This window comes from Cupriavidus sp. CP313 (assembly GCF_054072015.1).
Map to the genome: position 1 here is coordinate 26,369 of NZ_JBSVZB010000001.1, position 24,838 is coordinate 51,206.

General features: G+C 63.7%; 27 protein-coding genes and 3 pseudogenes. 16 read left to right on the top strand and 14 right to left on the bottom strand.

Features of this window, described 5'->3' with window-relative positions; all coding sequences use genetic code 11:
- Positions 1–57: 57 nt before the first annotated feature.
- Together ACW4E8_RS00110 and ACW4E8_RS00115 are read left to right on the top strand one after the other, a co-directional pair.
- The gene (locus tag ACW4E8_RS00110; RefSeq protein ID WP_456802659.1) at positions 58–993 is read left to right on the top strand and encodes a LysR family transcriptional regulator; all 936 of its coding nucleotides are present in this window, start codon (positions 58–60) and stop codon (positions 991–993) included.
- Positions 994–1,456: 463 nt separating this feature from the next.
- On the top strand, positions 1,457–1,855 hold the full coding sequence (locus ACW4E8_RS00115; protein WP_456802660.1) for a polyhydroxyalkanoate granule-associated phasin: 399 nt from the start codon (positions 1,457–1,459) through the stop codon (positions 1,853–1,855).
- A 132-nt stretch (positions 1,856–1,987) separates the two neighbouring features.
- On the opposite strand, the gene ACW4E8_RS00120 is transcribed toward ACW4E8_RS00115, so the two are convergent.
- Together ACW4E8_RS00120 and ACW4E8_RS00125 are read right to left on the bottom strand one after the other, a co-directional pair.
- Positions 1,988–2,290 carry a DUF1330 domain-containing protein gene (locus tag ACW4E8_RS00120; protein ID WP_456802661.1) on the bottom strand — a complete coding sequence of 101 codons (303 nt, stop codon included), beginning with the start codon at positions 2,288–2,290 and terminating at the stop codon, positions 1,988–1,990.
- Positions 2,291–2,299: 9 nt separating this feature from the next.
- On the bottom strand, positions 2,300–2,563 hold the full coding sequence (locus tag ACW4E8_RS00125; protein ID WP_456802662.1) for an alpha/beta fold hydrolase: 264 nt from the start codon (positions 2,561–2,563) through the stop codon (positions 2,300–2,302).
- Positions 2,564–2,746: 183 nt separating this feature from the next.
- Here ACW4E8_RS00125 and ACW4E8_RS00130 point away from each other — a divergent pair.
- Positions 2,747–3,713: pseudogene (locus ACW4E8_RS00130) on the top strand (Bug family tripartite tricarboxylate transporter substrate binding protein).
- A 305-nt stretch (positions 3,714–4,018) separates the two neighbouring features.
- On the opposite strand, the gene ACW4E8_RS00135 reads toward ACW4E8_RS00130, so the two are convergent.
- From ACW4E8_RS00135 to ACW4E8_RS00145, 3 genes are read right to left on the bottom strand one after another with little or no spacing between them, the layout of a single operon-like run.
- Entirely contained in the window at positions 4,019–5,272 is a 1,254-nt protein-coding gene (locus ACW4E8_RS00135) for an MFS transporter (protein WP_456802663.1), read from the bottom strand.
- A 3-nt stretch (positions 5,273–5,275) separates the two neighbouring features.
- Positions 5,276–6,013 (bottom strand): MBL fold metallo-hydrolase, encoded by a 738-nt coding sequence (locus ACW4E8_RS00140; protein WP_456802664.1) that lies wholly within the window; start codon positions 6,011–6,013, stop codon positions 5,276–5,278.
- Positions 6,014–6,033: 20 nt separating this feature from the next.
- Complete coding sequence (locus ACW4E8_RS00145; protein WP_456802665.1) at positions 6,034–6,687, bottom strand: ArsR/SmtB family transcription factor; 654 nt, start codon at positions 6,685–6,687, stop codon at positions 6,034–6,036.
- A gap of 640 nt (positions 6,688–7,327) precedes the next feature.
- Here ACW4E8_RS00145 and ACW4E8_RS00150 point away from each other — a divergent pair.
- The 8 genes from ACW4E8_RS00150 to ACW4E8_RS00185 all read left to right on the top strand — a co-directional run bounded on the left by ACW4E8_RS00150 (position 7,328) and on the right by ACW4E8_RS00185 (position 15,501).
- Positions 7,328–8,503, top strand: a complete 1,176-nt coding sequence (locus tag ACW4E8_RS00150) for a branched-chain amino acid ABC transporter substrate-binding protein (RefSeq protein WP_456802666.1) — start codon at positions 7,328–7,330, stop codon at positions 8,501–8,503.
- 81 nt (positions 8,504–8,584) lie between these two features.
- Positions 8,585–9,514 carry a branched-chain amino acid ABC transporter permease gene (locus ACW4E8_RS00155; protein WP_456802667.1) on the top strand — a complete coding sequence of 310 codons (930 nt, stop codon included), beginning with the start codon at positions 8,585–8,587 and terminating at the stop codon, positions 9,512–9,514.
- Positions 9,501–10,712, top strand: coding sequence for a branched-chain amino acid ABC transporter permease (locus ACW4E8_RS00160; RefSeq protein ID WP_456802668.1), 1,212 nt, complete (start codon positions 9,501–9,503; stop codon positions 10,710–10,712). The genes ACW4E8_RS00155 and ACW4E8_RS00160 overlap by 14 nt, the downstream gene beginning before the upstream one ends.
- A complete protein-coding gene (locus tag ACW4E8_RS00165; protein WP_456802669.1) occupies positions 10,709–11,491 on the top strand; it encodes an ABC transporter ATP-binding protein in 783 nt (260 codons plus the stop codon). The genes ACW4E8_RS00160 and ACW4E8_RS00165 overlap by 4 nt, the downstream gene beginning before the upstream one ends.
- Positions 11,488–12,201, top strand: a complete 714-nt coding sequence (locus ACW4E8_RS00170) for an ABC transporter ATP-binding protein (protein ID WP_456802670.1) — start codon at positions 11,488–11,490, stop codon at positions 12,199–12,201. Before ACW4E8_RS00165 ends, ACW4E8_RS00170 begins: the two co-directional genes overlap by 4 nt.
- A 15-nt stretch (positions 12,202–12,216) precedes the next feature.
- Positions 12,217–13,521 carry an amidase gene (locus tag ACW4E8_RS00175; protein ID WP_456802671.1) on the top strand — a complete coding sequence of 435 codons (1,305 nt, stop codon included), beginning with the start codon at positions 12,217–12,219 and terminating at the stop codon, positions 13,519–13,521.
- Positions 13,522–13,536: 15 nt separating this feature from the next.
- Complete coding sequence (locus tag ACW4E8_RS00180) at positions 13,537–14,853, top strand: M20 family metallo-hydrolase (protein ID WP_456802672.1); 1,317 nt, start codon at positions 13,537–13,539, stop codon at positions 14,851–14,853.
- A 57-nt stretch (positions 14,854–14,910) separates the two neighbouring features.
- Positions 14,911–15,501, top strand: a complete 591-nt coding sequence (locus tag ACW4E8_RS00185; RefSeq protein ID WP_456802673.1) for a helix-turn-helix domain-containing protein — start codon at positions 14,911–14,913, stop codon at positions 15,499–15,501.
- Between the two features lie 91 nt (positions 15,502–15,592).
- Here ACW4E8_RS00185 and ACW4E8_RS00190 read toward each other — a convergent pair whose 3' ends face one another.
- The 3 genes from ACW4E8_RS00190 to ACW4E8_RS00200 all read right to left on the bottom strand — a co-directional run bounded on the left by ACW4E8_RS00190 (position 15,593) and on the right by ACW4E8_RS00200 (position 17,605).
- A complete protein-coding gene (locus tag ACW4E8_RS00190; protein WP_456802674.1) occupies positions 15,593–15,910 on the bottom strand; it encodes a hypothetical protein in 318 nt (105 codons plus the stop codon).
- A gap of 382 nt (positions 15,911–16,292) precedes the next feature.
- Positions 16,293–16,754 (bottom strand): hypothetical protein, encoded by a 462-nt coding sequence (locus tag ACW4E8_RS00195; protein ID WP_456802675.1) that lies wholly within the window; start codon positions 16,752–16,754, stop codon positions 16,293–16,295.
- 647 nt (positions 16,755–17,401) lie between these two features.
- A complete protein-coding gene (locus tag ACW4E8_RS00200) occupies positions 17,402–17,605 on the bottom strand; it encodes a hypothetical protein (protein WP_078196455.1) in 204 nt (67 codons plus the stop codon).
- Positions 17,606–17,749: 144 nt separating this feature from the next.
- Here ACW4E8_RS00200 and ACW4E8_RS00205 point away from each other — a divergent pair, with 144 nt between their 5' ends.
- Complete coding sequence (locus ACW4E8_RS00205) at positions 17,750–18,058, top strand: EthD family reductase (RefSeq protein ID WP_456802676.1); 309 nt, start codon at positions 17,750–17,752, stop codon at positions 18,056–18,058.
- A 75-nt stretch (positions 18,059–18,133) separates the two neighbouring features.
- Here ACW4E8_RS00205 and ACW4E8_RS00210 read toward each other — a convergent pair whose 3' ends face one another.
- A complete protein-coding gene (locus ACW4E8_RS00210) occupies positions 18,134–18,703 on the bottom strand; it encodes a phasin family protein (protein ID WP_456802677.1) in 570 nt (189 codons plus the stop codon).
- Positions 18,704–19,668: 965 nt separating this feature from the next.
- Here ACW4E8_RS00210 and ACW4E8_RS00215 point away from each other — a divergent pair.
- The 3 genes from ACW4E8_RS00215 to ACW4E8_RS00225 all read left to right on the top strand — a co-directional run bounded on the left by ACW4E8_RS00215 (position 19,669) and on the right by ACW4E8_RS00225 (position 21,254).
- Positions 19,669–20,043 carry a PHA-granule associated protein 4 gene (locus tag ACW4E8_RS00215; protein ID WP_316156699.1) on the top strand — a complete coding sequence of 125 codons (375 nt, stop codon included), beginning with the start codon at positions 19,669–19,671 and terminating at the stop codon, positions 20,041–20,043.
- A 249-nt stretch (positions 20,044–20,292) separates the two neighbouring features.
- Positions 20,293–20,496, top strand: coding sequence for a cold-shock protein (locus tag ACW4E8_RS00220; protein WP_013953610.1), 204 nt, complete (start codon positions 20,293–20,295; stop codon positions 20,494–20,496).
- 278 nt (positions 20,497–20,774) lie between these two features.
- Complete coding sequence (locus ACW4E8_RS00225) at positions 20,775–21,254, top strand: hypothetical protein (RefSeq protein WP_456802678.1); 480 nt, start codon at positions 20,775–20,777, stop codon at positions 21,252–21,254.
- A gap of 136 nt (positions 21,255–21,390) precedes the next feature.
- Here the strand turns inward: ACW4E8_RS00225 and ACW4E8_RS00230 are convergent.
- Positions 21,391–21,552 (bottom strand): annotated as a pseudogene (locus ACW4E8_RS00230) (penicillin-binding transpeptidase domain-containing protein); the annotation flags it as partial.
- Between the two features lie 36 nt (positions 21,553–21,588).
- The gene (locus ACW4E8_RS00235; protein WP_456802679.1) at positions 21,589–21,966 is read right to left on the bottom strand and encodes a cupin domain-containing protein; all 378 of its coding nucleotides are present in this window, start codon (positions 21,964–21,966) and stop codon (positions 21,589–21,591) included.
- A gap of 152 nt (positions 21,967–22,118) precedes the next feature.
- On the opposite strand from ACW4E8_RS00235, the gene ACW4E8_RS00240 reads away from it, so the two are divergent.
- Positions 22,119–23,027 (top strand): LysR family transcriptional regulator, encoded by a 909-nt coding sequence (locus ACW4E8_RS00240; RefSeq protein WP_456802680.1) that lies wholly within the window; start codon positions 22,119–22,121, stop codon positions 23,025–23,027.
- 70 nt (positions 23,028–23,097) lie between these two features.
- On the opposite strand, the pseudogene ACW4E8_RS00245 reads toward ACW4E8_RS00240, so the two are convergent.
- From ACW4E8_RS00245 to ACW4E8_RS00255, 3 genes and pseudogenes are all read right to left on the bottom strand, one after another.
- Positions 23,098–23,254 (bottom strand): annotated as a pseudogene (locus ACW4E8_RS00245) (IS6 family transposase); the annotation flags it as partial.
- A 38-nt stretch (positions 23,255–23,292) separates the two neighbouring features.
- Positions 23,293–23,631 carry a penicillin-binding protein gene (locus ACW4E8_RS00250; RefSeq protein WP_456803014.1) on the bottom strand — a complete coding sequence of 113 codons (339 nt, stop codon included), beginning with the start codon at positions 23,629–23,631 and terminating at the stop codon, positions 23,293–23,295.
- Between the two features lie 160 nt (positions 23,632–23,791).
- On the bottom strand, positions 23,792–24,733 hold the full coding sequence (locus ACW4E8_RS00255) for a pseudouridine-5'-phosphate glycosidase (protein ID WP_456802681.1): 942 nt from the start codon (positions 24,731–24,733) through the stop codon (positions 23,792–23,794).
- Positions 24,734–24,838: the final 105 nt, after the last annotated feature.

Below are 24,838 nucleotides of genomic sequence, written 5' to 3' on the forward strand. Positions count from 1 at the left end.
GTAAAATCATGAATTCCAACACCTGATATCTGCAGAACGGATACCTCGGAGACCACCATGCTCAAGGCGCGCGAAGGCTCGGAAAGACTGGCCAAGGAAGTCACGCTGAGGCAGTTCCGCTATTTCGTCGCGGCCGCGGAGACGGGGCAGTTCTCGATGGCCGCGACCGCCGAGCATGTCTCGCAGTCGGCCATCACCAATGCTGTGCTGGCGCTTGAGCAGCGCCTGGCCGTACGCCTGTTCGATCGCCGGCCCCATGGTGTGACGCTGACGGCAGAAGGCCACCTCTTCTTCCAGCACGCTCGCCAGATCCTGGATTCGGTCGAGGATGCGCTGCGCGAGCCGCGCTTCCAGGTGCACGGATTGCAGGGCAGCGTGCGCTTGGCCGCCTCCTACACGGTGCTGGGCTACTTCCTGCCGGGGCTGCTGGCGCGCTTTCGCACCAACTATCCGGACATCGAACTGGATCTGCTCGACATGGACCGGCCGGATATCGAGCGGGCCGTGCTGGCGGGGGAGATTGAGCTGGGCATCGCGCTGATATCGAACCTGGAACGGCCCCAGCGCTTCCTGCGCCATACGCTGATGCGTTCCCGGCGCCAGCTGTGGACCTCGGCCAGCCATCCGCTGCTGGCCGTGGAGCGGCCTTCGCTGCGCGATATTGCGGCCTATCCGTATCTCCTCATCACCGTGGACGAGGCCGAGGAATCCACCCTGCGCTACTGGCGCAGCCACCGGCTCGCACCCAATGTCGTATTCCGGACGGGGTCGATGGAGGCCCTGCGCGGCCTGGTGGCGCATGGCTTCGGCGTCACCGTGCTGTCCGACATGGTGTATCGCCCCTGGTCGCTGGAGGGAAAGCAGATCGAGGCCCGGCCGATTGCCAATGCGGTGCCGGACATGGAGGTCGGCATGCTGTGGCAGCCCGGGCGCAAGCTGGGCAAGCCGGCGGATGCGCTGAGGGAATTCCTGATTCACGCTTGCGGGAGCTGAGGCGGGACCTTCGATTGCCGGCGCCCTTGCAACAACGCTACCCGACAGTATGAATATCGTCAGGGCCTTCGTGGAAGGTCTGCCCGGCAGTGGCGGCGCACGGCCGTAGGCGCCGCCAAGGTACCCACACTGTTGAGGCTTCGACACCAATCAGCGCTTTGGCGTGACACAACTCGGGGGAAGCCGGGTCCTGTCGTGTCGTGCCCAACCCAGCGCAGAAAATCAAAAGAAATGGTGCAATGCAACATATATGCGCCTATGCTTGGAGGAATGCCGGCCGGACACGCCTTCGAAAAGCGATCCAGACGCCGCTCGCCTCCCAAGAATTTGCCAGGTGTCCGTTTTCATCGGATGCCGAAGGAAAACCCGCGTGCCCTCCTCCGTTCTTCCGCAGCCTGTCCTCGACACTTCCGCAAACTCCTCCCGCCTCCTTAGTGAAATGTGCGAACTGCTCCAGGCGACAATGCATGTCGTCAGTATTCGCACCACACGCATGGCGATCGCCGGTCCGGCGCCTGACGAGCAGGACCAGCGCGAATTCAGCCTGATGAGCCTTGAGAAGGGAGAGGCCGCATCGGAATCGTTGCTTGCGATGGGTTCGGGATGGATCAACCTGACCATGAGCCTCGCAAAGGACACCAGCGATCATCTCTGGGCGACATCTGCGGCCGCGGCGATGCTGGCATCCAGTCGTTCCGCCGCGCAATGGTTCGAACGCCAGGCCGACCTTCTGCAATTGGCCGCCGGGTTCCCCGGCAACCCGCTGAAGCTGGCAGACCTGGCGACAAACCTGATGCAGGAGATCCTCGCGCCGATCCACGGCCGTGCGATGGCAAATGCGAAGCGCCTGGGCGCAGCGTGAAGGGCGCCAGGCCCGCGGTTGCATCGCCACGGACCGAATCAGACAGCACCCGCACGCGGGCGCGCGAACAGGAAACCGCTGACCAGGCCGACCCGGTCGGAGCCAGACGCCGGCAACGCTTGCGCCGATTTCCTAGACGGTGACGGCCGCGACCCCTTCCAGCGCGATAATCCTTGTCGTCGCACACCTTTCCCGAATCGCCTTGAGGCGGGCGTACTCTGGCGAGTCATACCAGGCCATCAAGGCATCCATGTCCGGGAACTCGACGATGACGAGACGATGCGGCTGCCAGTCTCCTTCGAGAACTTTGGTTGGACCGCCACGGCCCAGATATTTCCCACCATAGCGCACCTCGGTAGCAGGTACGTCTAGTTTGTACTCTTCAAAAACGGCGGGGTCCGTGACGTCAACATCGGCAATCAGGTATGCAGCCATGGCACGCTCCTATCTGCGGTAGTTCCCCGCTTGATTGTAGTTGCCACAATCGCCAGTGCAGGCCGGGGCGCGAGCGAGATCCCCATCAACCACCACGCGCCTGCCCTGCCCGCCCGCCTCCAGGAACGGCAGCAACTCCGCCATGAAGGCCTCCGGCGCATCTGCCATGATGAAGTGCCGGCAGTCCGGCACCACCACGCCCCGCAGGTCGGTGGAGTTGTTGCTCACCAGCGGTGCGTCGTTGGTCGCATGCTCGGCGCCGATGGCCAGCATCGGCATCGCCCGGTGCTGGCGCAAGTCCGGGGATCATGGCCTCCGTAAGCGGTCAAGCCTGCTCGGCGCCGCGCCGGTAAAATGCAGGTCGCCACAGCATTCATTCGCGAGCACGGCATGGACTGGTTCTCGTAGCACTCACCAGCCCATATCAACGTCCACGGACGGAGACATGCCTTGAACATGAAGAACCGATTCACCCTGGGCCTGTTGGCGACGGTAAGCGTTATCACGGCTACACCAGCTTGCGCACAAGAGCAATGGCCGAGCAAGACGATCCGCTTCGTCGTGCCCTTTGCCGCCGGCGGCGCCAATGACCTGATGGCACGCGCCGCGGCCGAGGGCGCAACCAAGGCGCTGGGCCAGACCGTGCTGATCGAGAACCGGCCCGGCGCGGGCGGCACCGTGGGCGCCGACATCGTGGCCAAGAGCGCGCCGGATGGCTACACCTTCCTGATCAGCGCAGCCGGCGTCATCTCGAACAGCATGATCAAGAAGTCCATGCCGTTCAAGGACGACGCGCTGGTCCCCGTCGCCATGATCGGCCTTGCGCCCTCGGTCATCGTGGTGCCGAAGAACGCGCCCCACAAGGATCTGCGCGACTTCGTCGAGGCTTCAAAGAAGGGGAACGGTTTCAACTTCGCTACCGCGGGAACCGGCAGCCCCCCACTTCGTGGCGGAGATCCTGAATGTGAAGTACGGCGCGAAGCTGCAGCCGGTGCCCTATAAGAGCGGGTCGGAAAGCACTACGGCAGTGCTGGGCGGCCAGGTGGAGGGAACCTCCGAGGCCAGCATCATCGCCCTTCCGCATATCCTGCACGATGGCAAGTTCAAGGCGCTCGCCACCACCTGGACGCAACGCATCTCGGCCTACCCGCAGCTTTCCACCGCCGTGGAGCAAGGTTTCCCGGACCTGCAGATCGCGCATTGGGCCGGCGTTCATGCACCCAAGGGGACGCCCGACGCCATCCTGGACAAGGTGGCCGCCGCGGTGGACAAGGCCATGAAGGACCCGGCCGCCGCCGCCAAGCTGAAGGCCGTGGGCATCGAGCCGGTCGGCGGCACGCGTGCGGACTTCGTGAAGTTTGTCGATGCGGAGCGCAAGCGGCTGGGCGAGATCGTCAGGGCCGCCAAGATGCAGGAGACGTAATCGCTGCGCCCGCCATGCCGCCCCATCGGTCAAGACGCTGGGGCGGCCTAGCTTTCATTGGCCGTTGCCGCAGGCAGGTTGCCTTAGCATGGCCTGGCATCCGCGGCTACCAGGCTCACCGGGGCAGGCTGACAATCAGCAGGATTCAGGAATCGGGAAAGGCATTGTTAGATGCCCATAGACTCCGCTTCAATACTGTAGAGTCCAGGCGGGCCTGTCCGACCGCACATCAAGCACGAGCGCCTGCAATCGCGCCCCCCAGGGCAATAGGACGGCAATGGGCAAGACTGCGGCTATGGGGCCGCTCATTGCGCTCGTGCTTTACCTGTTGCATGGGTTTCGCTCATCCGCACCGCTGCGACCACACCCGACAGCAAGGTCAGCGCCGCGACCAGCCAGATCGCCGTCGGCACGCCGAACATATCCGCAGTGATACCGGCCAAGAGGGCTCCCACCGCGTAGCCAAGGTCACGCCAGAGCCGGTAGACGCCCACTGCGGAAGCGCGCCAGGAGGGGTGGGCCACGTCGCCGATCGTGGCGAGCAAGGTTGGATAGACCATCGCCGTGCCGATTCCAAGCAAGGCGGCACCCAGACCAAACAGGCGGAAATCTGCTGCTACTGCGGTGACGGCAATTCCCCCTGCCTGCAACCACATCCCCCACACGATCAGCCACTTGCGGCCAATCTTGTCCGATAGAGCGCCGGTGAGAATCTGCGAAGCGCCCCAGATTCCTGGATAGATCGCAGCTAGCACGCCGATTTGCGCCAGTGTCATCCCTGCTGCGGCAAAGACCAGCGGGAACAGGCCCCAGGCCATGCCGTCGTTCAGGTTGTTGACTAGCCCGGCCTGGCTGACGCTGGAGAGATTGCGATCGGTCAGCGATGTGCGGCGGAAAATCTCGGCTTGGCTGAGCTTGTCCGCAACTGCTTGAGGATGGTGCTCACGCAACTCGTGCACGACGTGATCCCGGGTTTCGCGAACCGCAAGCGCGGAAAGCAGCAGCCCGGCAGCAACGTAGACGACGCCCAGGTAGAAGGGTTCGGGCCTGAGACCGAAGTGGGCGGCGGTCCAACCAGTGGCCAGTGCGCTGGCCGCCACCGCGAAGTATCCGGCAAATTCGTTGAGACCCATGGCCAGGCCGCGCTGCTTCGGGCCGACCAGGTCGATCTTCATGATGACTGTGGTGGACCACGTCAGCCCCTGGCTCACGCCCAACAGGACATTGGCTCCGACCACCCAATTCCAGTTGGGTGCCCACATCAGAATGAATGGGACCGGTATGGCGACCAGCCATCCGGCCACCAAGACTCGCTTTCGGCCGAAGCGGTCGGAAAAACGCCCGGCAAAGTAGTTTGTCAGTGCCTTGGTGATGCCAAACACAACGATGAAGGAAAGAATCGACGTGCGCGCCGCGATGTGGAATTCCTGCTCGGCAATGGCCGGCAGGATACTGCGCTCCAGGCCCACCATGGCACCAACAAATGCATTGACGAGGACCAGCAGCGAAAACTGGCCGAGGTTCTCACGCAGCCCGAGGCGGATCTGCGCCGTGTTCATGCCTTAGCGCCCCCAACCCAGATTTGCCCGCACCATCGCTTCCATGTTGGCGGGTTGAGGGGGGATCTCCTTGGTCAGGTATTCGACGAAAGCGGATTTCTCCAAGGTGAGCGCTGCGTTCCAGCGCTTCTCGAAACCAATGGTCGACGCAGGCTTGCCAGACAAGCCGACGCCGCACGCGCTGCCAGCCTGGTGCCCTGGGTAGATCTCGATATCTGCGGGCAGCGTCAGCAATTTCTGATGCAGGCTGTCATAAAGCTGGGCGGCCATCTCGCGTTCCATGCCAGCGAGGTCAGGGCGTCCGACGGCCCCCACAAACAGCGTGTCTCCAGTCATCACAAACCATGGCTCGTCGCCTCGGCGCAGGTCGCGCACCAGCAGACAGACGCTGTCGGGTGTATGCCCGGGAGTGTGCAGGACGTCGACCAGCACATTGCCGGCCTCCAGTCGCTGGCCATCGACCAGCGAGGCGAAGTCGAATGCGACCCGTCCCTTGTTGCTTTCGTGCAGGTAGTAGGGCGCATCGACCTGACGCGCCAGTGCGGGCCCCCCGGAGTAGTGATCGGCGTGTACATGGGTGTCGATCACATGCGCAATCACCACGCCCCCCTTCTTGGCCTCGGCAATGAACCAGGCTTCGTCACCGGCGACGACGTCGACGGCAACTGCCTTGCCGACACCGGCGCATCCGAAGAAGTAGGAAAGCGTGGCGTTTTCTGCGGGGCGTTGCCGGAAGAACATAACTGTCTCCTATGGTTGCCCTAAACCTCGATGGGCAACCCTTGGGCCCGCCACTCGGCCACGCCATCGGTCAGATGGAAGGCGTGGTAGCCCTTGCTGCGCAGGAGCTCGACGGCGTCTTTGGCCATCAGGCAGAAGGGTCCCCGGCAGTAGGCAACCACAGGCATGTCCTTGGGGATCTCGGCAAGCCGCTTCTTAAGCTCGCCCAGCGGTAAGGAGCGAGCATGCGGTAGGTGGGCCGCGGTGAACTCATCGGCAGGGCGTACATCGAGCACCAGCACCTCCCCTGCCCTGGCCTTCCTCAGGATGGCGCCCCGGTCAAATCCTTTGAGGTCATCGCCATGCTCGACGATGGTCGCCAGTGCCACCTGCAATTCGACCAGCCGCTCTTCGGCTGCGGAACGCAAGGTCACCCAGAGGTCGGCCACACCGGTGCTGGCCAGCCGGTACACGACATACTTTCCATCCTTGCGGGTCTCGACGAGGCGGGCCTCGCGGAGTTCCTTGAGATGGGCGCTAGCCAGCTTCACGCTGATTGCCGCTTGGTCAGCCAGTACCTCGACCGTCTTCTCGCCCTGGCACAGGAGCTCGATGAGCTCCAGCCGCTTCGGGCTGGCTACAGCTTTCCCGATCCGGGCGACCTGCTCGTAAAGGTGATTCTTCAACTCTCTCATGCCATCATTCTAGTGAATATTAGAATGATGGCAAGATTTTGCAGCGGAGGGCCCGGTGGGCCGTGGCAAGCGCAATCGCCCGCGCAGTAGCGATCGCGGCCGAGCTCGGTCAGCCGAGCCACCACGGTCGGCTCCCCGTCGTCCAGACGTTTGATAAGCAGGTAACGCCCATAGGCTTGCGCTACGATGCTCGTGGCCGAGCAGGCTACGCAGTTGCCGCTGCAATGCGGCAGCGTAATGTTTGGCGGGTAAAGCTGGCTCCATTTGAACGGGCGTGCCGCGCTACCTGCATCTGTGGGTGCCTACGAGATGCAATAGAAGTGCCCCAAACAGCACCTCCCACCATATGTTTCTTCCCTTGTTTTGCTCTGCGGCGCACCGCAATCGTGCGCCCATGCGCCCAGATTGAGCATGGACCCACGGGTCCGCCCCTCATTTTCCCCACACCCCCCATTCAAGCTACGGGTTTTCGCTCGTTGAAGGGTGGCATGCCTGTTGCATAGTATTCAAGTAACTTGAATATGGTGCAGGTAGCTTTCGAAGAGCTTTCCCGGGCGTCCGCAGGCGCCCTGCATCGGTTCGGGTCCGTGACGCGCCAGTGGTCCGTCCAAATTGTCCATGCAACCCAGGGGGAAAGAGAGTGCGCAAGAAACACACTGCAGTAGCCGCCGCCATGGCAGCCGCAGCGACCGGAATGGTCCTGACGGCAGCACCGGCGCAGGCCAAGGATGTCGTCAAGATTGCCTTTATCGGTCCGCTGACCGGTGGCGTGTCGTCGATCGGGCTGGGCGGACGCAATTCCGCGGACCTGGCCGTGCGCTTGCGCAATGCGGACCCGAAGGCCAAGTACACCTATGAACTGGTGGTGCAGGACGACGAATGCCGGCCGAACGTCGGCGTGCAGGTGGCGACCAAGATCGCGGCGGACAAGTCCATTGTTGCCGGCGTGACGCACTTCTGCTCTGCCGTGGCCATGGGCACCGTGGGCGTCTACAGCCGCTTCGGCATGCCCGCCGTGGTGTGGGGCGCCGTGCTGCCCGAGGTAACCTACGGCAACAAGTTCAAGGAGATCCATCGCGTCAACGGCACGATGATCAACCAGAGCGAAGTGGCGGCCAAATTCATGACCGGGCTGGGCTACAAGAAGTGGGCGATCATCCATGACACCACCGACTACGGCAAGGGCCACAACAAGTATTTCAGCGAGTTCCTGAAGAAGGATGGCGGCACCATCGTCGGCACGTTCGGCGTGACAGCCGATCAGCAGGACTTCACCACGGAGCTGACCAAGATCCGCGAACTGAAGCCCGACGTGGTGTATTTCGGCGGCCTCACGCCGCTGGGCGTACGCATCCGCACGCAGATGGACAAGCTCGGCATCAAGGCCCAGTTCGAAGGCACGTCGGGCATCAAGTCCGATGCCTACATCGAAGGCGTGGGCAAACCGCTGTCTGAAGGTTCGCTGGCGTTCATCGAAGGCGCGCCGGTAGAGAAGCTGCCGGGCGGCCAGTTCTACATGGAACGCTACACGCAGCAGAAATACGGTGAACCGCCCGAAGCGTACGGCCCGTTTGCGTTTGCCGCGGCCAACCTGATCATGGACGCCGTGGAAAAGGTGGGTCCGGACCGCAAGAAGGTGCGTGATGTGCTGAACGGCACCAAGGACGTGAACACCATCATCGGCAAGGTCACCTTCGACGACCACGGCCAGAACGTGGTGCCGCTGATCACCAAGTATGTGGTGGAAGACGGCAAGTGGGTGATCTGGGAAGACAGCACCTACGGCAAGGGCAAGAAGAAGCTGACCGGCCTGTAAGCATGGCAGCCGGGTTCGGGGCGCTCCTGCCCCGTGCCCGGCCCTGCGCCCGCCTGGGCATCCGGAATTCGGGGGATACCGATGAGTGTATTAGGGCAGTACGTCATTAACGGGCTGATGCTCGGGATGATCTACGCAATGGTGGCGGTAGGGTTCACGCTGTTCTTCGGCGTGCTCGACGTGATCAAGTTTTCTCATGGCGATGTGCTGATGGTGGGCGCATTTGCCGGGCTGGCGGCATCGGCCGGCGTGGTGGCGATGCACGTGGATTCCCCGTGGCTGCAGTTGCTGGCCATCGTGGTGTGCGCGGTGACGGTGACCGGCCTGCTGGGCGCCGGCATCGCCCGCGTCCTGATCCTGCCGCTGCGCCGTGCGCCGCCGCTGAACACGCTGCTGGCCACGCTGATGCTGGGCACGGTGCTGCGTGAGGCGGTTCGGCTGTTCTACCCGGACGGCTCGAACCCGAAGCCGTTTCCCGCGCTGCTGCCCGCTGGCGAGTTCACCATCGGCGCGCTGTCCATCCGCGCGGACAACCTGATCCTGCTGGCCGCCGGCGTAGCCATCATCCTCGGCGTGCATCTGCTGATCACCCGCACGCGCTTTGGCATGGCCATTCGTGCCGTGGCCCAGGATGGCGAAACGGCCCGGCTGATGGGCATCAACTTCGAGGTAGTGGTACTGGTCACGTTTGCGCTGGGGTCCGCCATGGCGGCACTGGCGGGCGTGATGAACGGCCTCTACTACAACGAGATCAACTTCAACGTCGGGCTGCTGCTGGGGGTGATCGGCTTTGCCGCTGCCATCCTGGGCGGGCTCGGCAATATCTACGGCGCCATCCTCGGCGGCTTCCTGTTTGCGGCGCTGCAGGTGCTGGGCAGTGCGATGCTGCCGGCCCTGGTGCCCGACATCCCGAGCGCCTACAAGGACGTATTCGCCTTTGCCGTGGTCATCGTGCTGATGGCCTGGAAGCCGACCGGACTCATCGCGGAGAAAGCCAGTGAACGTGTCTGACAACGTCTCGAAGCCGCTGCCGGCGGCCCCCGGCGCCACGGCCGACGGCCCGCAGCGCCGCCCGGCCATGGTGCTGGCCATCGCGGCCATCGCCATGGTGGCTTATCTCTACTTCTTCCTGCATGCGGAATCGCAACTGGCGGTGGCCGTGCTGCTGGCGCTGGCCGGGGCCGCGGTGTTTGCGGCGGGCCGGCTGGGCCTGACGCAGGCCGTGGAGCAGGCGGCAGTGCGGCGACCGGGCCAATCCAGGCTATGGGCGCTGGCCGGCACGCTGGCGCTGATCGCGCTGTTCCACGAGAGCCATTTCGTCCTGTTGATGCTGTGTGCCGTGCTGCTTTACACCACCGCCTGCCTGGGGCTGACAGTCCAGTTCGGGTTTTCCGGCGTGTCTAACTTCGCGGGCGCGGCGTTCTTTGGCATCGGCGCCTACACCACGGCCGTGCTGTCCGCGCACACGGGCATTCCTCACGTGCTGGTGATCGTGCTGTCTGGCGTGGCAGCGGCCGTGATCGGCTCGGTGCTGGTTGCGCCCGTGCTGCGCACGCGCGGCCACTATGCGGCGCTGGTGACCATCGCGTTCGGCATCCTGTTCAAGACCTTCCTTGAGGTCAACGACGTGCTCGGCGGGCCGCAGGGCCTGCAGGTGCCCGGGATGACGTTGTTCGGCTTCGAGTTCAATGAGGGCGTGACACTGTTCGGCGTGGACGTGTCGTTCTACGCCAGCTATGCGCTGCTGAGCCTGCTGATCTGCGCAGGCACGTTTGCCGTGGTCAAGGCGCTGGAGCGCTCGTGGGTAGGCCTGGCGATGGACGTGGTGCGCACCGACGAGACCGCCGCCGCCGCGTTCGGCCTGCACATCGCCCGGTGGAAGGTGATTGCGTTCATGCTCGGCAACTTCTTTGCCGGCATCGCGGGCAGTGTCTACGGCATGGTCACTGCGTTTGTGGCGCCCAACAACTTCACCTTCGCCGACTCGCTGCTGATGCTGTCGATCGTGATCCTGGGCGGCCTTGGCAACGTGGTGGGCCTGGTGCCAGCGGCCGTCATCGTGCTGGTGCTGCCCGAAAAGCTGCAGTTCATCCAGGAATACCGCTTCCTGTTCTACGCGGCGCTGGTGATCGCCATCCTGCTGTTCCGCCCGGACGGCCTGATGCCGCGCAAAACCCGCCTGTTCTTTCCCCGGGAGGATGCGCAATGAGCGACGCGATGATCCAGGTGCGCGACCTGACCATGCGCTTTGGCGGCCTGACCGCGCTGGACAACCTCCAGCTCGATATCCGCCGTGGCGAGATCCTGGGCCTGCTGGGCCCAAACGGCTCCGGCAAGACCACGTTCTTCAACGTGCTGACGGGGCTCTACAAGGCAAGTGCCGGCACAATCACCTATGACAACGAAAACGTCATCGGCAAGACGCCACAGCAAATCTATCGCAGCGGCGTGGCGCGGACGTTCCAGCGTTCGCGCTTGTCGCTGCCGCTGACGGTGTTCGACAACATCGTGATCGGCGATTACCAGAACATGCAGCACGGGCTGGTCTTCAACCTGTTCCGGCGCAAGGCGTTCCGCGCCGAGTACGAGCGCTACGTGGAGTCGGTGCGCGAACTGCTGGGCATCTTCAGCCCGCCGTTGGTGGCGCGGCTGTTCGAGCCGGTGGAAACGTTCACGATGATCGACCGCCGCCGCATCGAGGTCTGCCGGGCCCTGATGAGCCGCCCTCGCCTGCTGCTGCTCGACGAGCCTTCGGCTGGCATGACGCATGACGAGACCCACGAGTTGATGGACGACATCCTGCAGGTGCGCGGCAAGCTGCAGGACCTGTCGGTGGTGCTGATCGAGCACGAGATGAACGTGATCGAGCGGATCACCGACCGCTGCATCGTGCTGAACTACGGCAAGAAGATCGCCGAGGGAACCTACGCCGAGATTACCGCCGATCCCGACGTGCAGACCGCCTATCTGGGGGAGGAAGCCGCATGAGCGACAACACACTGCGCGTGGAAGGGCTGACCACGGGCTATGACAAGGTCAACGTCCTGCACGATGTCTCGATCGAGGTGCCGCCGGACAAGATCACATGCATCCTTGGCGCCAACGGCGCCGGCAAGAGCACGCTGATCCGCTCGATTCTGGGCCTGACACCGCCGCGCCAGGGACGCATCCTGTGGGACGGTACGGACATCGCGGGCGAGAAGACCCACAACATCATTGCACGCGGCATCTCCTGCATTCCCGAAGGCCGCAAGGTGTTCCCGCGCATGACGGTTGCTGAAAACCTTGCACTGGGCGCCTTCCTTGTGGCGGACCCGGCCAAGGTGCGCGAGCGCATCGAGCGCGTGTACACGATCTTCCCCCGGCTGCGCGAGCGCGCGGGCCAGCTCGCCGGCACGATGTCCGGCGGCGAACAGGCGATGGTGTCGATCGGGCGCGGACTGATGGCGCAGCCGCGGCTGCTGGTCATCGACGAGCCGTCGCTGGGACTGTCGCCGCTCTACGTGAAGGAAAACTTCAAGGTCATCCAGCAGATCAACGAACTGGGCATGACTGTGCTGCTGGTGGAACAGAACGCGCGCCAGACGCTGGCCATCTCACACCAGGGCTATGTGCTGACCCAGGGCCGTGTCGTGGCCCAGGGCACCGCGCAGGCGCTGCGCGAGAACGATGAGGTTCGCGCAGCCTATTTCGGCTGATCCGGAGAACATGCGATGGACGACTTCCTCGATCTTCCGGTCCGCACCCTGGTGAAGATGGTGTCCCGGCGCGAACTGAGCGCCGAAGCGGTGGTCCGTGCGGCGCTGGCCCGCATCGCGGCGCAAGACGCAGGCATTCTGGCCTGGCAGCACGTGGGTGGCGACACCGCCGTGGCGCAGGCGCGGCGGTTGGATGCCGGCGGCGCATCAGGCGCGTTGCCGGGCGTCCCGCTTGGCGTCAAGGACCTGATGGATACGGCCGACATGCCGACCACTTATGGTTCGCCGATATACGCCGGACATCGGCCGGGCGTGGATGCGGCGGCGGTGGCACTGGCCCGGTCGGCGGGCGCGGTCGTGGTCGGCAAGACCGTCACCACCGAATTCGCCACGTTTCAGCCGGGGCCGACCCGCAACCCGCGCGCGCCGGCGGACAGGCCCCGCACCCCCGGCGGTTCGTCGAGCGGATCGGCCGCCGCCGTCGCCGCAGGCATGGTGCCGCTGGCCTTCGGCACACAGACCGCGGGATCGATTGTCCGGCCGGCCGCCTATTGCGGCGTGGTGGGCTACAAGCCCACGCATGGCACGCTGCCGCTGGCCGGTATCAAGCCGCTGGCACCGAGCCTGGATACGGTGGGCGTGCTGGCCCGCCGCGTGGACGACGCGGCTTTCTTCATCGGCACCCTGGCGCGCGATGCCGCGGTAGCGGACGCGTCGACGGTACGCCACGCGCCGCTGCGCATCGGCATTTGCCGCACGCCGCATTGGGAACGCGCCGGTGCCGATACACAAGCCGCGCTGGACACCGCGATCCGTGCGCTCGAACGCATCGGTGGCACGGTGCGCGACTTCGACCTGCCGCAGGCGTGCCACGGGCTGACTGAAGCCCAACTGGACATCATGGCCTTCGAGGCGCTCGCCGCTTTCGCGCCGGAAGCGCGCGAGCGTGCCGAAGGCTTTAGCGCGGCTTTCGCGCGCCAGCTCGAAGCGGGCCGCGCCGTCACCGGCCAGCGCTTCCATGTCGCGCTGGCCCACGCGGAAGCGGCCCGCACGGCCTTCAACATGGCGATGGCCGAATTCGACGTCGTACTGGCCCCGAGCGCCGAAGGCGAAGCGCCTGTTGGCCTTGGCGCCACCGGCGATCCGATTTTCTGCCGCATGTGGTCGCTGCTGGGCACCCCATGCGTCCATGTGCCGACGGGCACCGGCGCCACCGGCATGCCGGTTGGCGTGACCGTGACGGGGCCTCGCCATGCCGATGCCCGCGTGCTCGGCATGGCTCATCGCCTTGAGCAGGCGCTTGGCGCCAGCCTTGCCTGATATCTGGAGACCAAATTGACCGTATCGAACCAGCCCACCCTCGCCAACGCACCAGCCATTGCCGAACGCGCACAGGATCATGTGGACGCCGAGCGCCTGGCCGCATCGCTGGCAGCCCTGGCCCGCTTTGGCCTGCGCCACGACGGCGGCGTTTCCCGCGAAACGCTGACCGCGATCGACCTGGCCGCCCGGCGCCATCTGATCGAGCAGGCACGCGCGCTGGGCTGCACAGTCGGCATCGACGATTGCGGCAACCTGTTCTTCCGCCGCCCCGGCCGCGAAGACCTGCCGCCGGTGCTGACCGGCAGCCACGCCGATACGCAGCCGGTGGGCGGCAAGTACGACGGCGCGTACGGCGTGCTGGCCGGCCTGGAAGTGATTGCCGCGCTCAATGCGGCCGGCATTGAGACATTGCGCCCCATCGAGGTCGTGTCCTGGACCAACGAGGAAGGCAGCCGCTTCGGTCCCGGCGCGATGGGGTCGAGCGCCTTCGTCGAACCCGCCCGGCTGGCAAGCTATCGCGACGTGGCTGACGCGGCCGGCATTCGCTTCGGCGAGGCGCTCGATGCCGCGCTGGCTGAAAGCCACGACGTGACCAGGGTGCCGATGGCGCGGCCCATGGCGGCATGCGTTGAACTGCATATCGAACAGGGGCCGGTGCTGGAAGGCGCAGATGTGCCATTGGGCGTGGTCACCGGCATCCAGGCGGTGCGCTGGTTCCGAGTGGAATGCACGGGTACGATGGCCCATGCCGGCACCACGCCAATGGCGGTACGGTGCGATGCGATGGCCGCGGCCGTGGCCATTGCGCAAGACCTGTACGCGCTGGCGCCGCGCCATGCGGCCGCCCCCGGCACCCCCGAACTGCGCCTGACGCTGGGCCGCTGGAGCGTGGCGCCGAATTCGGTCAACACGATTCCCGGCCACGTCACGTTCACGGTCGATATGCGCTGCCTGGACGACGCCGCGCTGGACCGCGCCGAAGCGGCACTGCGCGCGGCCTGCGTCAGGCACGCGCATGCGCCCGAAGCGGTTACGGTCACGCGCTTCTTCCATCGCGAGCCGACGCATTTCCCCGAGGCCATGCTGGGCACCATCGAACGCGCCTGCTCGAGTGCCAGCGGCAACGCCGGCCGCGCGCTGCCGATGCGGCTGACCTCCGGCGCGTTTCACGACGCCATGTACCTGGCCGACCATTGCCCCACGGCGATGATCTTCGTGCCAAGCAAAGGCGGCATCAGCCACAATGCCGCCGAAGATACGGAAGGCGCCGATCTGTTCCTTGGGGCCCAGGCACTGGCTTACACTGTCGCCGAACTGGCCAGCCGCTGAACACATTGACGTACGGCGCCTGGCGGCCGATCCAAGTCCAACCCATTCCGAGCCTGCATGGCAAAGACCGAGCACCCCACACCTGAAGCGGCCGACAGCAAGTCAGCCACCCTGACGCTTGGCGTCAAGCTGCGCCACGCCCGGCTGGTGGCCGGCTACACGCTGCTGCAGCTCGCCGGGAAGGCGGGCTGCTCGGAAAGCCTGATTTCAAAGATTGAGCGCGGGCTGGCCACCCCGTCGTTTACCACGCTGCACCGGCTGGCCGTAGCGCTGGACACCAATATCGGCGCGCTGACCAGCGATGAGGAGCCAAACCAGTCGCCGATCCTGCGGCATGGTGAACGCCCGGTCATCCGGGCCGGCGGCGTAGCGCTCGAACGCGTGGTGCTGCCCAAGCGTGGCGGCCTGCTGCAGGCCAACATCCACATCGTCTGGCCCGGCGAGGCCAGCGACGGGCAGATCGAGCACCAGGGCGAGGAAGTGGGCTACGTGCTCGAAGGACAGCTCGAACTGATGCTCGGCGACGACGTCTACCTGATTGGCCCGGGCGATGCCTTCACGTTCGCCAGCCAGGTGCCGCATGGCTACCGCAATGTGGGCGACGTCGTGGCCAAGGTGCTGTGGGTGAATTCGCCGGCCACCTTCTGAGACGGGTGGACGAAAAGCGGGCTTCCGCAGGGAAGCCCGCACCTCGGGTCAGGCCCGCACGAAGGCAGACTTGGCGTAGAGCCCGACGGCTTCAGTCTTCGTCGTCATCGTGCCAACGGTGCCACCTGCGATGGCGCTCTCTCCACTCGCGTTCCCTCCACCGCTGCTCACGCCACTGTTGTTCACGCCATGCGCGTGCTTGCCAATCGTCGTAGTAACCTGGCGCCACTACCACCGGGCGCGGAGCAACGTAGACAGGGGCCGGCTCGTAGTACACCGGGGGTGGAGGCGCTGCAACTACGACACCTGGAATACCGATGCCAATTCCGACGTCTACCCTTGCCTGGGCGGCGCCTGACGCAAGCATGGATGCGGCTGCGATTGCACAAACTGCCAAGATCTTCTGCATGATGCTGTTCCGTCGAATGTTGCCAATACCTTAGGGCGTTCTCGCCCTGTTTGGTATGAGCAGAACCTAAAGCTGGTTACCTCATGTAACGGCGGCAGGTTGTGACAGTTGACCACGGCGCTTGAGAGTCTTGTAAGGCTTTGTATCCACTGCTTCGTAGGCTGACGCTTCAGTCAAGCGATAGAGATCCTTCCGTCAACGGGTAGTGCTATCGGTCAGGGCGTCGCAGCTGCGCTCGCAGGCCTGCCCTGCGATGCGGGCAGCATCAGCTGGAAGAAGCGGCAAGCAGGGGAATCACTCAGTGACGACAAACTCCGCTGAAGGTCTGACTGGCATCGGACCAAGTCATCCTCGTAACGCTGCGAAGTCAGGGGCTGTCGCATCAATCCTTGTTACGGTCTCTGCCGCGGCCGTTGCCACCGTCGGCATCACGATTCCGCCCACGGTCATCACCGCGGTTACCGCCACGGTCATTGCCCCGGTCCTCGCCACGCTCGCCTCGCCGGTCCCGGCCGCGATTCTCCGCTCGCTCATCGCCGCGATTCCATCCACGCTTCTCGCCGCGGTTTTCGCCTTGATCTCCACCACGGTTCCAGCCGCGGTTATCACGGTCGCTCCAATCACGGCCCCTGTTTCGCTTCTCGTCCCGGTCCCAGCCTCGATCCCAGTCACCGCCCCACTTTCGGTTGCCGCCGTAGTACCTTCCGCCGTCCCAATCGGAGTAACCGCCGCCGTAAATGGGACGCGAGTAACCGCCGTGGTAGTAGCCGTCATCATAGGGAGCGACGGCGCAGCCGGAGAGAAGTGCTGCCGTGGCCACGGTGAGCACAAATAGGGGTTTCATGGTGACCTGCGCTTGCAGTTGGCTAATTTGCCGCAAGGATACCGACGGGCACCTCCCCCGGTTGTAAGAAATCGTGTCCCACTGCGCGAGGTCGCAGCATGATCCGCGACCCGACCAGTTCCTGCTTGACATCGTCCCAGAGATCATCGTCGACAACTTCGCCGGCGGGGGCGGAGCTAGCTGGAGCCGTCAACCCGCGCCGATGACGGCAGCACCGGTCGTCAACGTGCCTGAGATCGCGAGCTAGTCGGTGAAGGGATCGAAACGATTTGGGGTAGCCGCATGAGGCTACAAGCCGGTCTTAGTGTTCTCGACGCAAGCCTTTGCGTAAGCGATTGCTTCGGCCATTGCCTCGTCCTCGCTATTGAACGAGGCTTTGATCTTGTGTCGCAAGCCTGGGACAAACTCGTTTGCGTGATCGATTCTTCGCTCGAACAATACCGATGCCTCCCAGGTCCCGGATTTAGACTTCCAGACCGTGCAGTGGCAGTAGTACTCCCCTTCTTCGACCCAGACATGGCTCGACATGGCGACCTCCCATCGTTTCGAGGAATCCTAGCATGACGAAAGAACGCCCCATCCGGCATCAACTGCGGCGGCGCATAGGCTGCCAATCCGTGGGTCTGGGTGGTCGATTTCAGAGGGGTTCAGCCGTGATCATCTACCCACGCTTTCGCCCACGCAATGCCGGCTGCCGCAGCACGCTCAAACGAGGGGTAGTACCCCAAGGGATCCGATCCTTCCTCGATGCGGCCGTCCTTCTCAACTGCACCGGATGCCTCGAAGGATCCGTCGCCAAGCTGCTTTGCAAAGCCGCGGACGGTGTAGCCCTGGTAGCTTTCGATTGTCATGACGACCTCCGACTTAGATAGGAAAATCGTAGCATGAAGAAACTGGTCAACCCGACCCTCTGACAGAAATGGGGTTCACCCGCTATAGGGACGATACACTTGCAAGCTCGGGCTATATCAAACTCACGTTTGGGAGGAACCACGATGGCAAAGCTAGTGGTGCTATACAAGAAGCCTGCGGACACGGCGGCGTTTGATTCATATTACTTCTCGACCCATGTTCCGATCGCCAAGAAGATCGCCGGCCTGCGGCGCTACGAGGTCAGCAGCGGCCCGGTTGCAAGCCCGGCCGGTGATTCGCCGTTTCACCTGGTTGCGGTGCTGAGCTTCGATTCGCTGCCGGCGCTCCGGCAGGCGATGGCTTCGCCTGAGGGCGCCGCAGCAGCAGCTGACCTGGCCAATTTTGCCCAGGCGGGCGTTGACATGCTCATATTCGACACGAAGGAAGTTTAGGCCGGCGGCCCGTGCAAAGCACACGGCCGCCCCCAGCGCTCCACGTCTTCTGGCTTCCCAAGAGCCAAAGCCGACTTAATTTGCAGCTGCCTTTGAGGCCTGTGCTGCACGACGTTGCGTGCCTTTCGAGGCCACCTCCGCAGCAGTATTGAAGCTGCTCTCGGCCACTTGCACGGCCTGTTTTGCCGTCGTTTGCATCGACTCATAGAGCGCAGTGGTGGCGCTGACGGCCTCCTGCCAGGCAGCCAATGGCGCCGCCGCCGTGCCGGCTGGCGTTTGGTTCACCACGCTTCCAAGGAAGTCTTGCAGGCCCTGCTTGCCTGCCGTGTATTGGACCTCGGCGACGTTCTCGAACTCCGCCCGGGTGGCGGCGAGGATGTCGTACAGTTGACGGCGATACGCCAGTACATTGGCGGCTGCGGGTTGAAACAACTCGATTTGCAATTCGACCAATTCTTGCGGGTCCTTGACTGAGAGCGCTTTCTTTGCGCCTTCTCGTGAATCAGCCAGCGCCGTCTTCATCGTTTGCAGATTCAACTCCAGCAGTTTTTCGAAGCCCTCAAAGGCCTTGCCGGTCAGCCCGGTCAAGGCTTCAATGCCTGCCATCTGGACCTTCATGAATTGCTCGGGGGACCACTGAGTCATCTTGCATCTCCTAAGTGCGACCCGCCACCTGAGCCATCCGATGAGAGCTCCGACGGGACGGAAATCGAGTGGATAACGATTGCTGCATTGTGACCCTGGCAGGCCACGCCGATCAGACGAAAGCGCGCCAACGCCGGCAGTCGCTTCCAGCTAAAGCAATACGCTCATAAGGAGGCCTGGCGAGCCTGACCTTCCCTTGCGCGAACTCGGCCGAGGGCTTTCAGGAAAGCGTAGCCCTGGATTGTCACCTGAGGGCGGCTGTGGTTTGGCCCAAGGCGCTCAAGCGTAACCAGTTGATACGCGAGCAGCGTGTCCATATCCGCGCGGTCCAGCTCCGTTGGGTCGGAGCTGCCGCTTACCAGCACAAGCGTGGCGAATTCATGATGACTCAGCACAGTCGTCTCCCAAGCTGTAGGTCTACTTTTGCTACGGGACTTCACTACCGTCCGTGACAGCCGGCCTGGTTTGCACAGGCCGCTTGTTTCGTCTCGGACGCGAGGTTCTGGCTGGCGGGTGCTTGTTCTCGCACCCGGAACGTTCATCTTAGTTGCTCGCCACCTTGTGTTCAATGTGATTCGAAGCATGTCTGCCGTAATCCCCGGTATTTTCTCCTTTGCCAAAACGTGCGCAGGGGCAGCTCAACGAATATCGCAACATGATATGCATCCAGGTTCGGGAGCATCCATTCGCCGACCGGCCGGACGGCTTGCATTAGCACCACTCGCCGAGCTCCACTACCGATGTGTCGCTGCTGGGGAAAGGCATTGAGCTTCAGGCCGAATGAGGACCGCTCTGTGTCAAAAAAAACCCGCGTCGCCGGAGCGGTTGCGCGGGTGGTGGTAGCAGGACTACAGGGCGATTCTATATTGACTTAGATTTTTCTTACGTCAGAATTAAGCAGGATCTTGACTCCAAATCTGAAGCCAAGAGTCCCGCGCGCGGGAAGGTGTGAGTGGAGGCAGAAAATGACAACGGCTCGGGCTGGAACCAAAGGGGAAGCTATCAGGCTCCTGGAGGCAGAGGGGGTCGCGCTGGTCGAGCTCGACTATGAGTCAGGTTGGCAAGATGCTATTGAGCTCGGGCGCCTTGGTAATAAGGTAGGGATACGAGTGGAGTATCGCGGACACGAAAGCATTGCCGTGAAGTCCCTCGCGGCGCTCATTGCTGGCCTCAGCCGGCCGAAGGTGTCCTTCCGGCAACGGAACCTTTACTGCCAGTTTGCACTGGACCAACTGGCAGCCGACGAGTTGGTTGCCTTGGAGACAAAGGCCATGAAGGCTGGCGACTACATCCTGGCCGGGCACCTGCTGCGGGATGTCGATGCCGTCTGGACTGAGTAAGCCTGGATCGAGGGGACTTCCTCGGATTCGGCGGTCGGAAATTTGCGCACGCAGCCCGTATCGCGACTCGCCCGCCTCATCATCAGCGCTCTGACCCAGAGGTTAACCCGCAGATGCTGCCCGCCCTCCTCTTCGGTATGCTAGCGGTTCGGCGCGCCGTACCGCGTTCAACCATATTCTGGCGACGCGGCAATTCCGGGGCGGGGCTTCTCAGCACGCGACCTGTGTGCACCAAATGTCGAGGACGAAATGGCGACTGGCATCGTGAAGTGGTTTAACAGTGAAAAGGGCTATGGGTTCATCACGCCGGATGATGGCGGCAAGGACTTGTTTGCCCACCACAGCGAAATCCAAGGCACCGGGTTCAAATCGCTGGAGGAAGGCGCGAGAGTGGAATTTGAAGTCACGCAAGGTCAGAAAGGCCCACAAGCGTCACAGATTCGCCCGCTATAGTCGCCCTGCGCCGCCTGACGGCCTGAATTGACAAAGCCCTCCACGAATTGCGAAGGGCTTTTCTGTTTTCCGGCTCGTGGCGGCTCCATCGCTGGGGGTTGCTATTTCCTGCGCCAATATCGACTGACAACAGCATTCCGGGCTCAGCGCGACAGACCTCGGGCTCATGGCGACGGAGGTAGTCGACCACCGTTGCGAGTTCCAAACGGAGCCGCTTGCCGCCCCGTGTAAACTCCTGCATCGGCGGATCGCCAACCACCCCCCTATTGAGGAAGAACATGACTCGACAATCACTTCGCACGCTGTGCCTGACCCTGTTGCTAGCCGCTGCCACCACACCGGCGTTGGCCGATGACCTGAAGAACGCCGTGGGAGGCGGCCTGGGCGGTGCTGCGGGCGCGGCCGTCGGTGGCGCACTGGGCGGCAGCACGGGTGCCGTGATCGGCGGCGCGGTGGGCGGCGGTGCGGGCGGCGCGGTGACTGCCAACAAGAAGGAACGAACCGGCGCCGTCGTGGGTGGCGCGCTGGGCGGTGGCGCCGGCGCGGCGGCAGGCAATGCCGTGGGCGGCCGAACCGGCGGCATCGTCGGTGCCGCGGCCGGTGGTGCAGCGGGTTCGGCGCTGGGTGGCAATGTGTCGCGCAACAACTATGCCGATGACCACAAGAACGGCAGTGTGTCGCGCAACAGCTATGCCAATGACAAGAACGGCAATCGCGGCAAGCACAAGGGCCAAAAGAAGCATCGTCACGACGACTGAGTGAGGCGACGCGCGATGGCGCCCGTCATATGGGCATCCATTACATCGCGCTCTTAACCGCATCGCGCGGCGGATTCTGGATGGCCGCCGCTGCTGTCGAGCGGCGATCGCCATTGGAGCGTCATCGGTCGGTCGGTGGGGGTGCCGCGTCGGTAGGCCGCCAGATCGCCTGGCCGGCCAGTGGAATGGCGACGTTCCGGTCTACGATCGTATCGCTCGGCCGCGCGCCGTCCGCGAACGCCGCCCCGTAGACGAACGGCTTGAAGGTCGAACCCGGCTGACGCCGGGCCTGCTGCAGCTAGAGGCGGCGAACAAACCCGCTCCGGCCAGCCCCTCAAGATCTCCACGGTAGCTCGATCGGCTGGCCATCCGGGAAAAATACTGCCACCGGCGAGACTGAGAGGATGCCGATCAATTCAAGCGGCGTGTCTCCAACGTTGATGATCTGATGCGGCGCATTGCGTGGCACGATCAGGGTAGTGTCTGGTCCGAAGCCATGTACCTGCCCTTCGAGATGCAGCTCGCCGCAGCCCGCCCGGATCAGCACGACCTCCTCGCAGTCGTGCCGATGCGGCGGCGTTGCGCCGCCAGGCGCGATGCTCTGCTGCCAGACGGAGAGGTTGCTCAGGCCATCCGCCGAGCCCGCAAGGGTCATATGTTCGATACCGGGCAACGCATTGCGGGGAAGCTCCGAGTTCCGGATCACACTCATGGCAGTCTCCTTCAGTAGTCCATTGACATGTTCAGGGGTTGTCAGCGGCGTGGCCGGTGCCCCTCGGATGTAGTATGGTTGCGCCAACTGAGGTGTGAACGGCATTAATACTCATAATATTCACGACATAAAGTCGGCAATCGGTGGGTGCCATGGCCAGTCTTGAGCTTATCGTGTCGTTCTCGGCGGCTGCGCGCCATGCAAGCTTTGCAAGCGCGGCGCGCGAACTCGGGCTGACGCCTTCGGCCGTCGCCAAGAATGTTGCGCGCCTTGAGTCTCAGCTGGGGGTACGGCTGTTCCAACGCACCACGCGGCAGGTAACCTTGTCGCCGGACGGCGAAAGCCTCTATGCACGATGCCAGCGCATCCTGGAGGAGCTGGAATCGCTCGATGCAGCCGCAGCGGGCGCGCGCACCGCGCCGCGCGGCACGCTGCGCATTGACATGCCTGTGGCCTATGGCCGCCTGGCCGTCCTGCCTGTACTGGCAGAACTCAGGACGCGCTATCCGGAGCTGAAAATCGATGCGCGCTTTTCCGATGAGGTGGTCGACATCGTCAAGGAAGGCCTCGATGCCGCGGTGCGCATCGGGCCGCTGGCCGACTCACGTCTCGTCGGTCGCAAGTTCGATCAACAAGTTGTGTGGAGTTGCGCGAGCCCAGCCTACCTCGAGCGCTGCGGCGAACCCCAGTCCCCCAATGAAGTCTTGGCGCACACCTGCCTGTTGTTCCGTCTGCCGTCGAGCGGCCGCGACCGGCCCTGGCGATTTCGGGTCGGCAAGCGGGACGTCTCGCTGATGCCCGATAGCGATGTGAGGCTTGGCGACGGCGAAGCCCTCGTGCAGGCGGCAGTTGCAGGACTAGGCGTCATTCAAGTGCCCAGTTACATGGCCGAGCACGAAGTGAAGCGTGGCAGGCTGGTGGAGATCCTGCAGCAGTACCGCTCGGCACCGCTGCCTGTGTCGTTGGTATACCCCAGCCATCGCCACATACCGTTGCGGGTGAGAGCACTCGCCGACGCGCTCGCTGAACGGCGCGGACATGGGAAGGCGAATCCGCGATGAACATAGGGCTTCCGACGGCGCTGTCAACTTGCTGAGAGCGAGACGGAGTAGTGGCCAGCCGGACCACTGCTCAGAAAGCAGTTGACGGATTTTGGGTGACTTCGGCGAAGTCGCGCCAGGCAGTGTATCTCAGCGAGGTGTTTCCGATCGAGCGATGCACGTAGCAGATGCTGCTTCAATGCGAAGTGCTGCCGGATCGGGCCGAAGCTCAAGAGAAAAGCCTGGAACTGAGGTAGTGAAGCAATCGCTTGACCTCTGACGCGATTCAGCGGCCCATGCGGCGGTTGTAGCTGCGCGAAATGCGCGCCATCAACGCTGGATCGTGTGCAGCCATGCCGTCGAATTCCACCCGCACGTAGCCGTCTGCCTGCTGGTGGACACCGGCCATCACCGTCCTGGTATCCAGACTGCCGACGACCACGCCATTGACCGGGTCCTCGACGCTGATCGCCAGGCCCTGGTCGCGCATTGCCCCGGCTGCTGCGGTGAAGGTGCGATCGAAGCTGGCCGGCCCCATGACGGTAAAGGCGCCTGTTCCGGCCGGTTCCAATGTACATGCCGAAAGCGCCAGCATGGCGCCGCTGACTATTAGTGAGAGTCGCATGATGATGACTCCTTCCGCCAGCCCCGGATCGAAAAATGTACGCGTTGCGACTTTAGGCGGGTTTTCCACTCCCTGATCGCTAAATTACAAGATTAGGCGACGTCGGCGAATAGACACAGCTTGCCAGGTGCGCGCCCGCACCCTGCGGATACCGACCTACTCACCTGATCGGCTGCCCGATGGCCGCCAATGCCAGCGCCAGCCTTGCCCCCACCTCGGCGTTGTGTTTAACGAGCGCGATGTTTGTCGCCAGGCTGCGTCCGCTCGTCAGCGCCTTGATGCGAGCCAGCAGGAAAGGCGTCACGGCCTTGCCGGTGATTCCCTGCGCCCTGGCCTCGGCGAGCGCCTGCTGAGTCAGCGCGTCGATCTCCCCGGACGTCATCGCTGCCGCTTGCGGCACCGGTGTGCTCAACACCACGCCGCCCGCCAGGCCCAAGTCCCACTTGGTGCGGATGAAGCGTGCCTGCTCCGCCGCGTCGTCCAGCCTGAAGTCAGCACGAAAGCCGCTGTCGCGCGTGTAGAACGCAGCAACATTGTCTTGCTCACAACTGAGCACCGGCACGCCATGTGTTTCCAGGTATTCCAGCGTGAGTCCGATGTCCAGGATGGACTTCGCCCCGGCACAGACCACCACCACCGAGGTCTTGGCCAGTTCCTGCAGGTCGGCCGAGATGTCAAAGGTCTCCTGCGCACCGCGGTGCACGCCGCCAATCCCGCCGGTGACGAAGACCTCAATGCCCGCCAGCGCGGCACATATCATCGTGCCAGCCACTGTCGTGGCGCCGAGCCCGCCGCCGGCCAGCACGGCTGGCAGGTCGCGGCGGCTCACCTTGTGTACCCGGTCCGAGCGCCCAAGCAGTTCCAGCTCGTCGTTCGAAAGCCCGATGCGGATTCGCCCACCGATCAGCGCGATCGTCGCAGGCTCGGCTCCCAGGTCGCGGATCAAGGCCTCCACTTCACGCGCCGTGCGAACGTTCTCCGGGTAGGGCATGCCGTGGGCGATGATGGTCGATTCCAGCGCCACGAGCGGGCGGCCGGCAGCCTGTGCAGCGGCCACAGGCGCGCTGAAGGTCAACCAGGAGCGGGCAAGGTCGGCAACCATGTCGATGCTTTCGGTGGCGTGAGCCGCATAGTGTGCAGCACAAGGCTGGTCCATGAGGTGCAAGCGCGGGACCACCTCAAGGCGCCAATGGTACAGCGAGCAGGA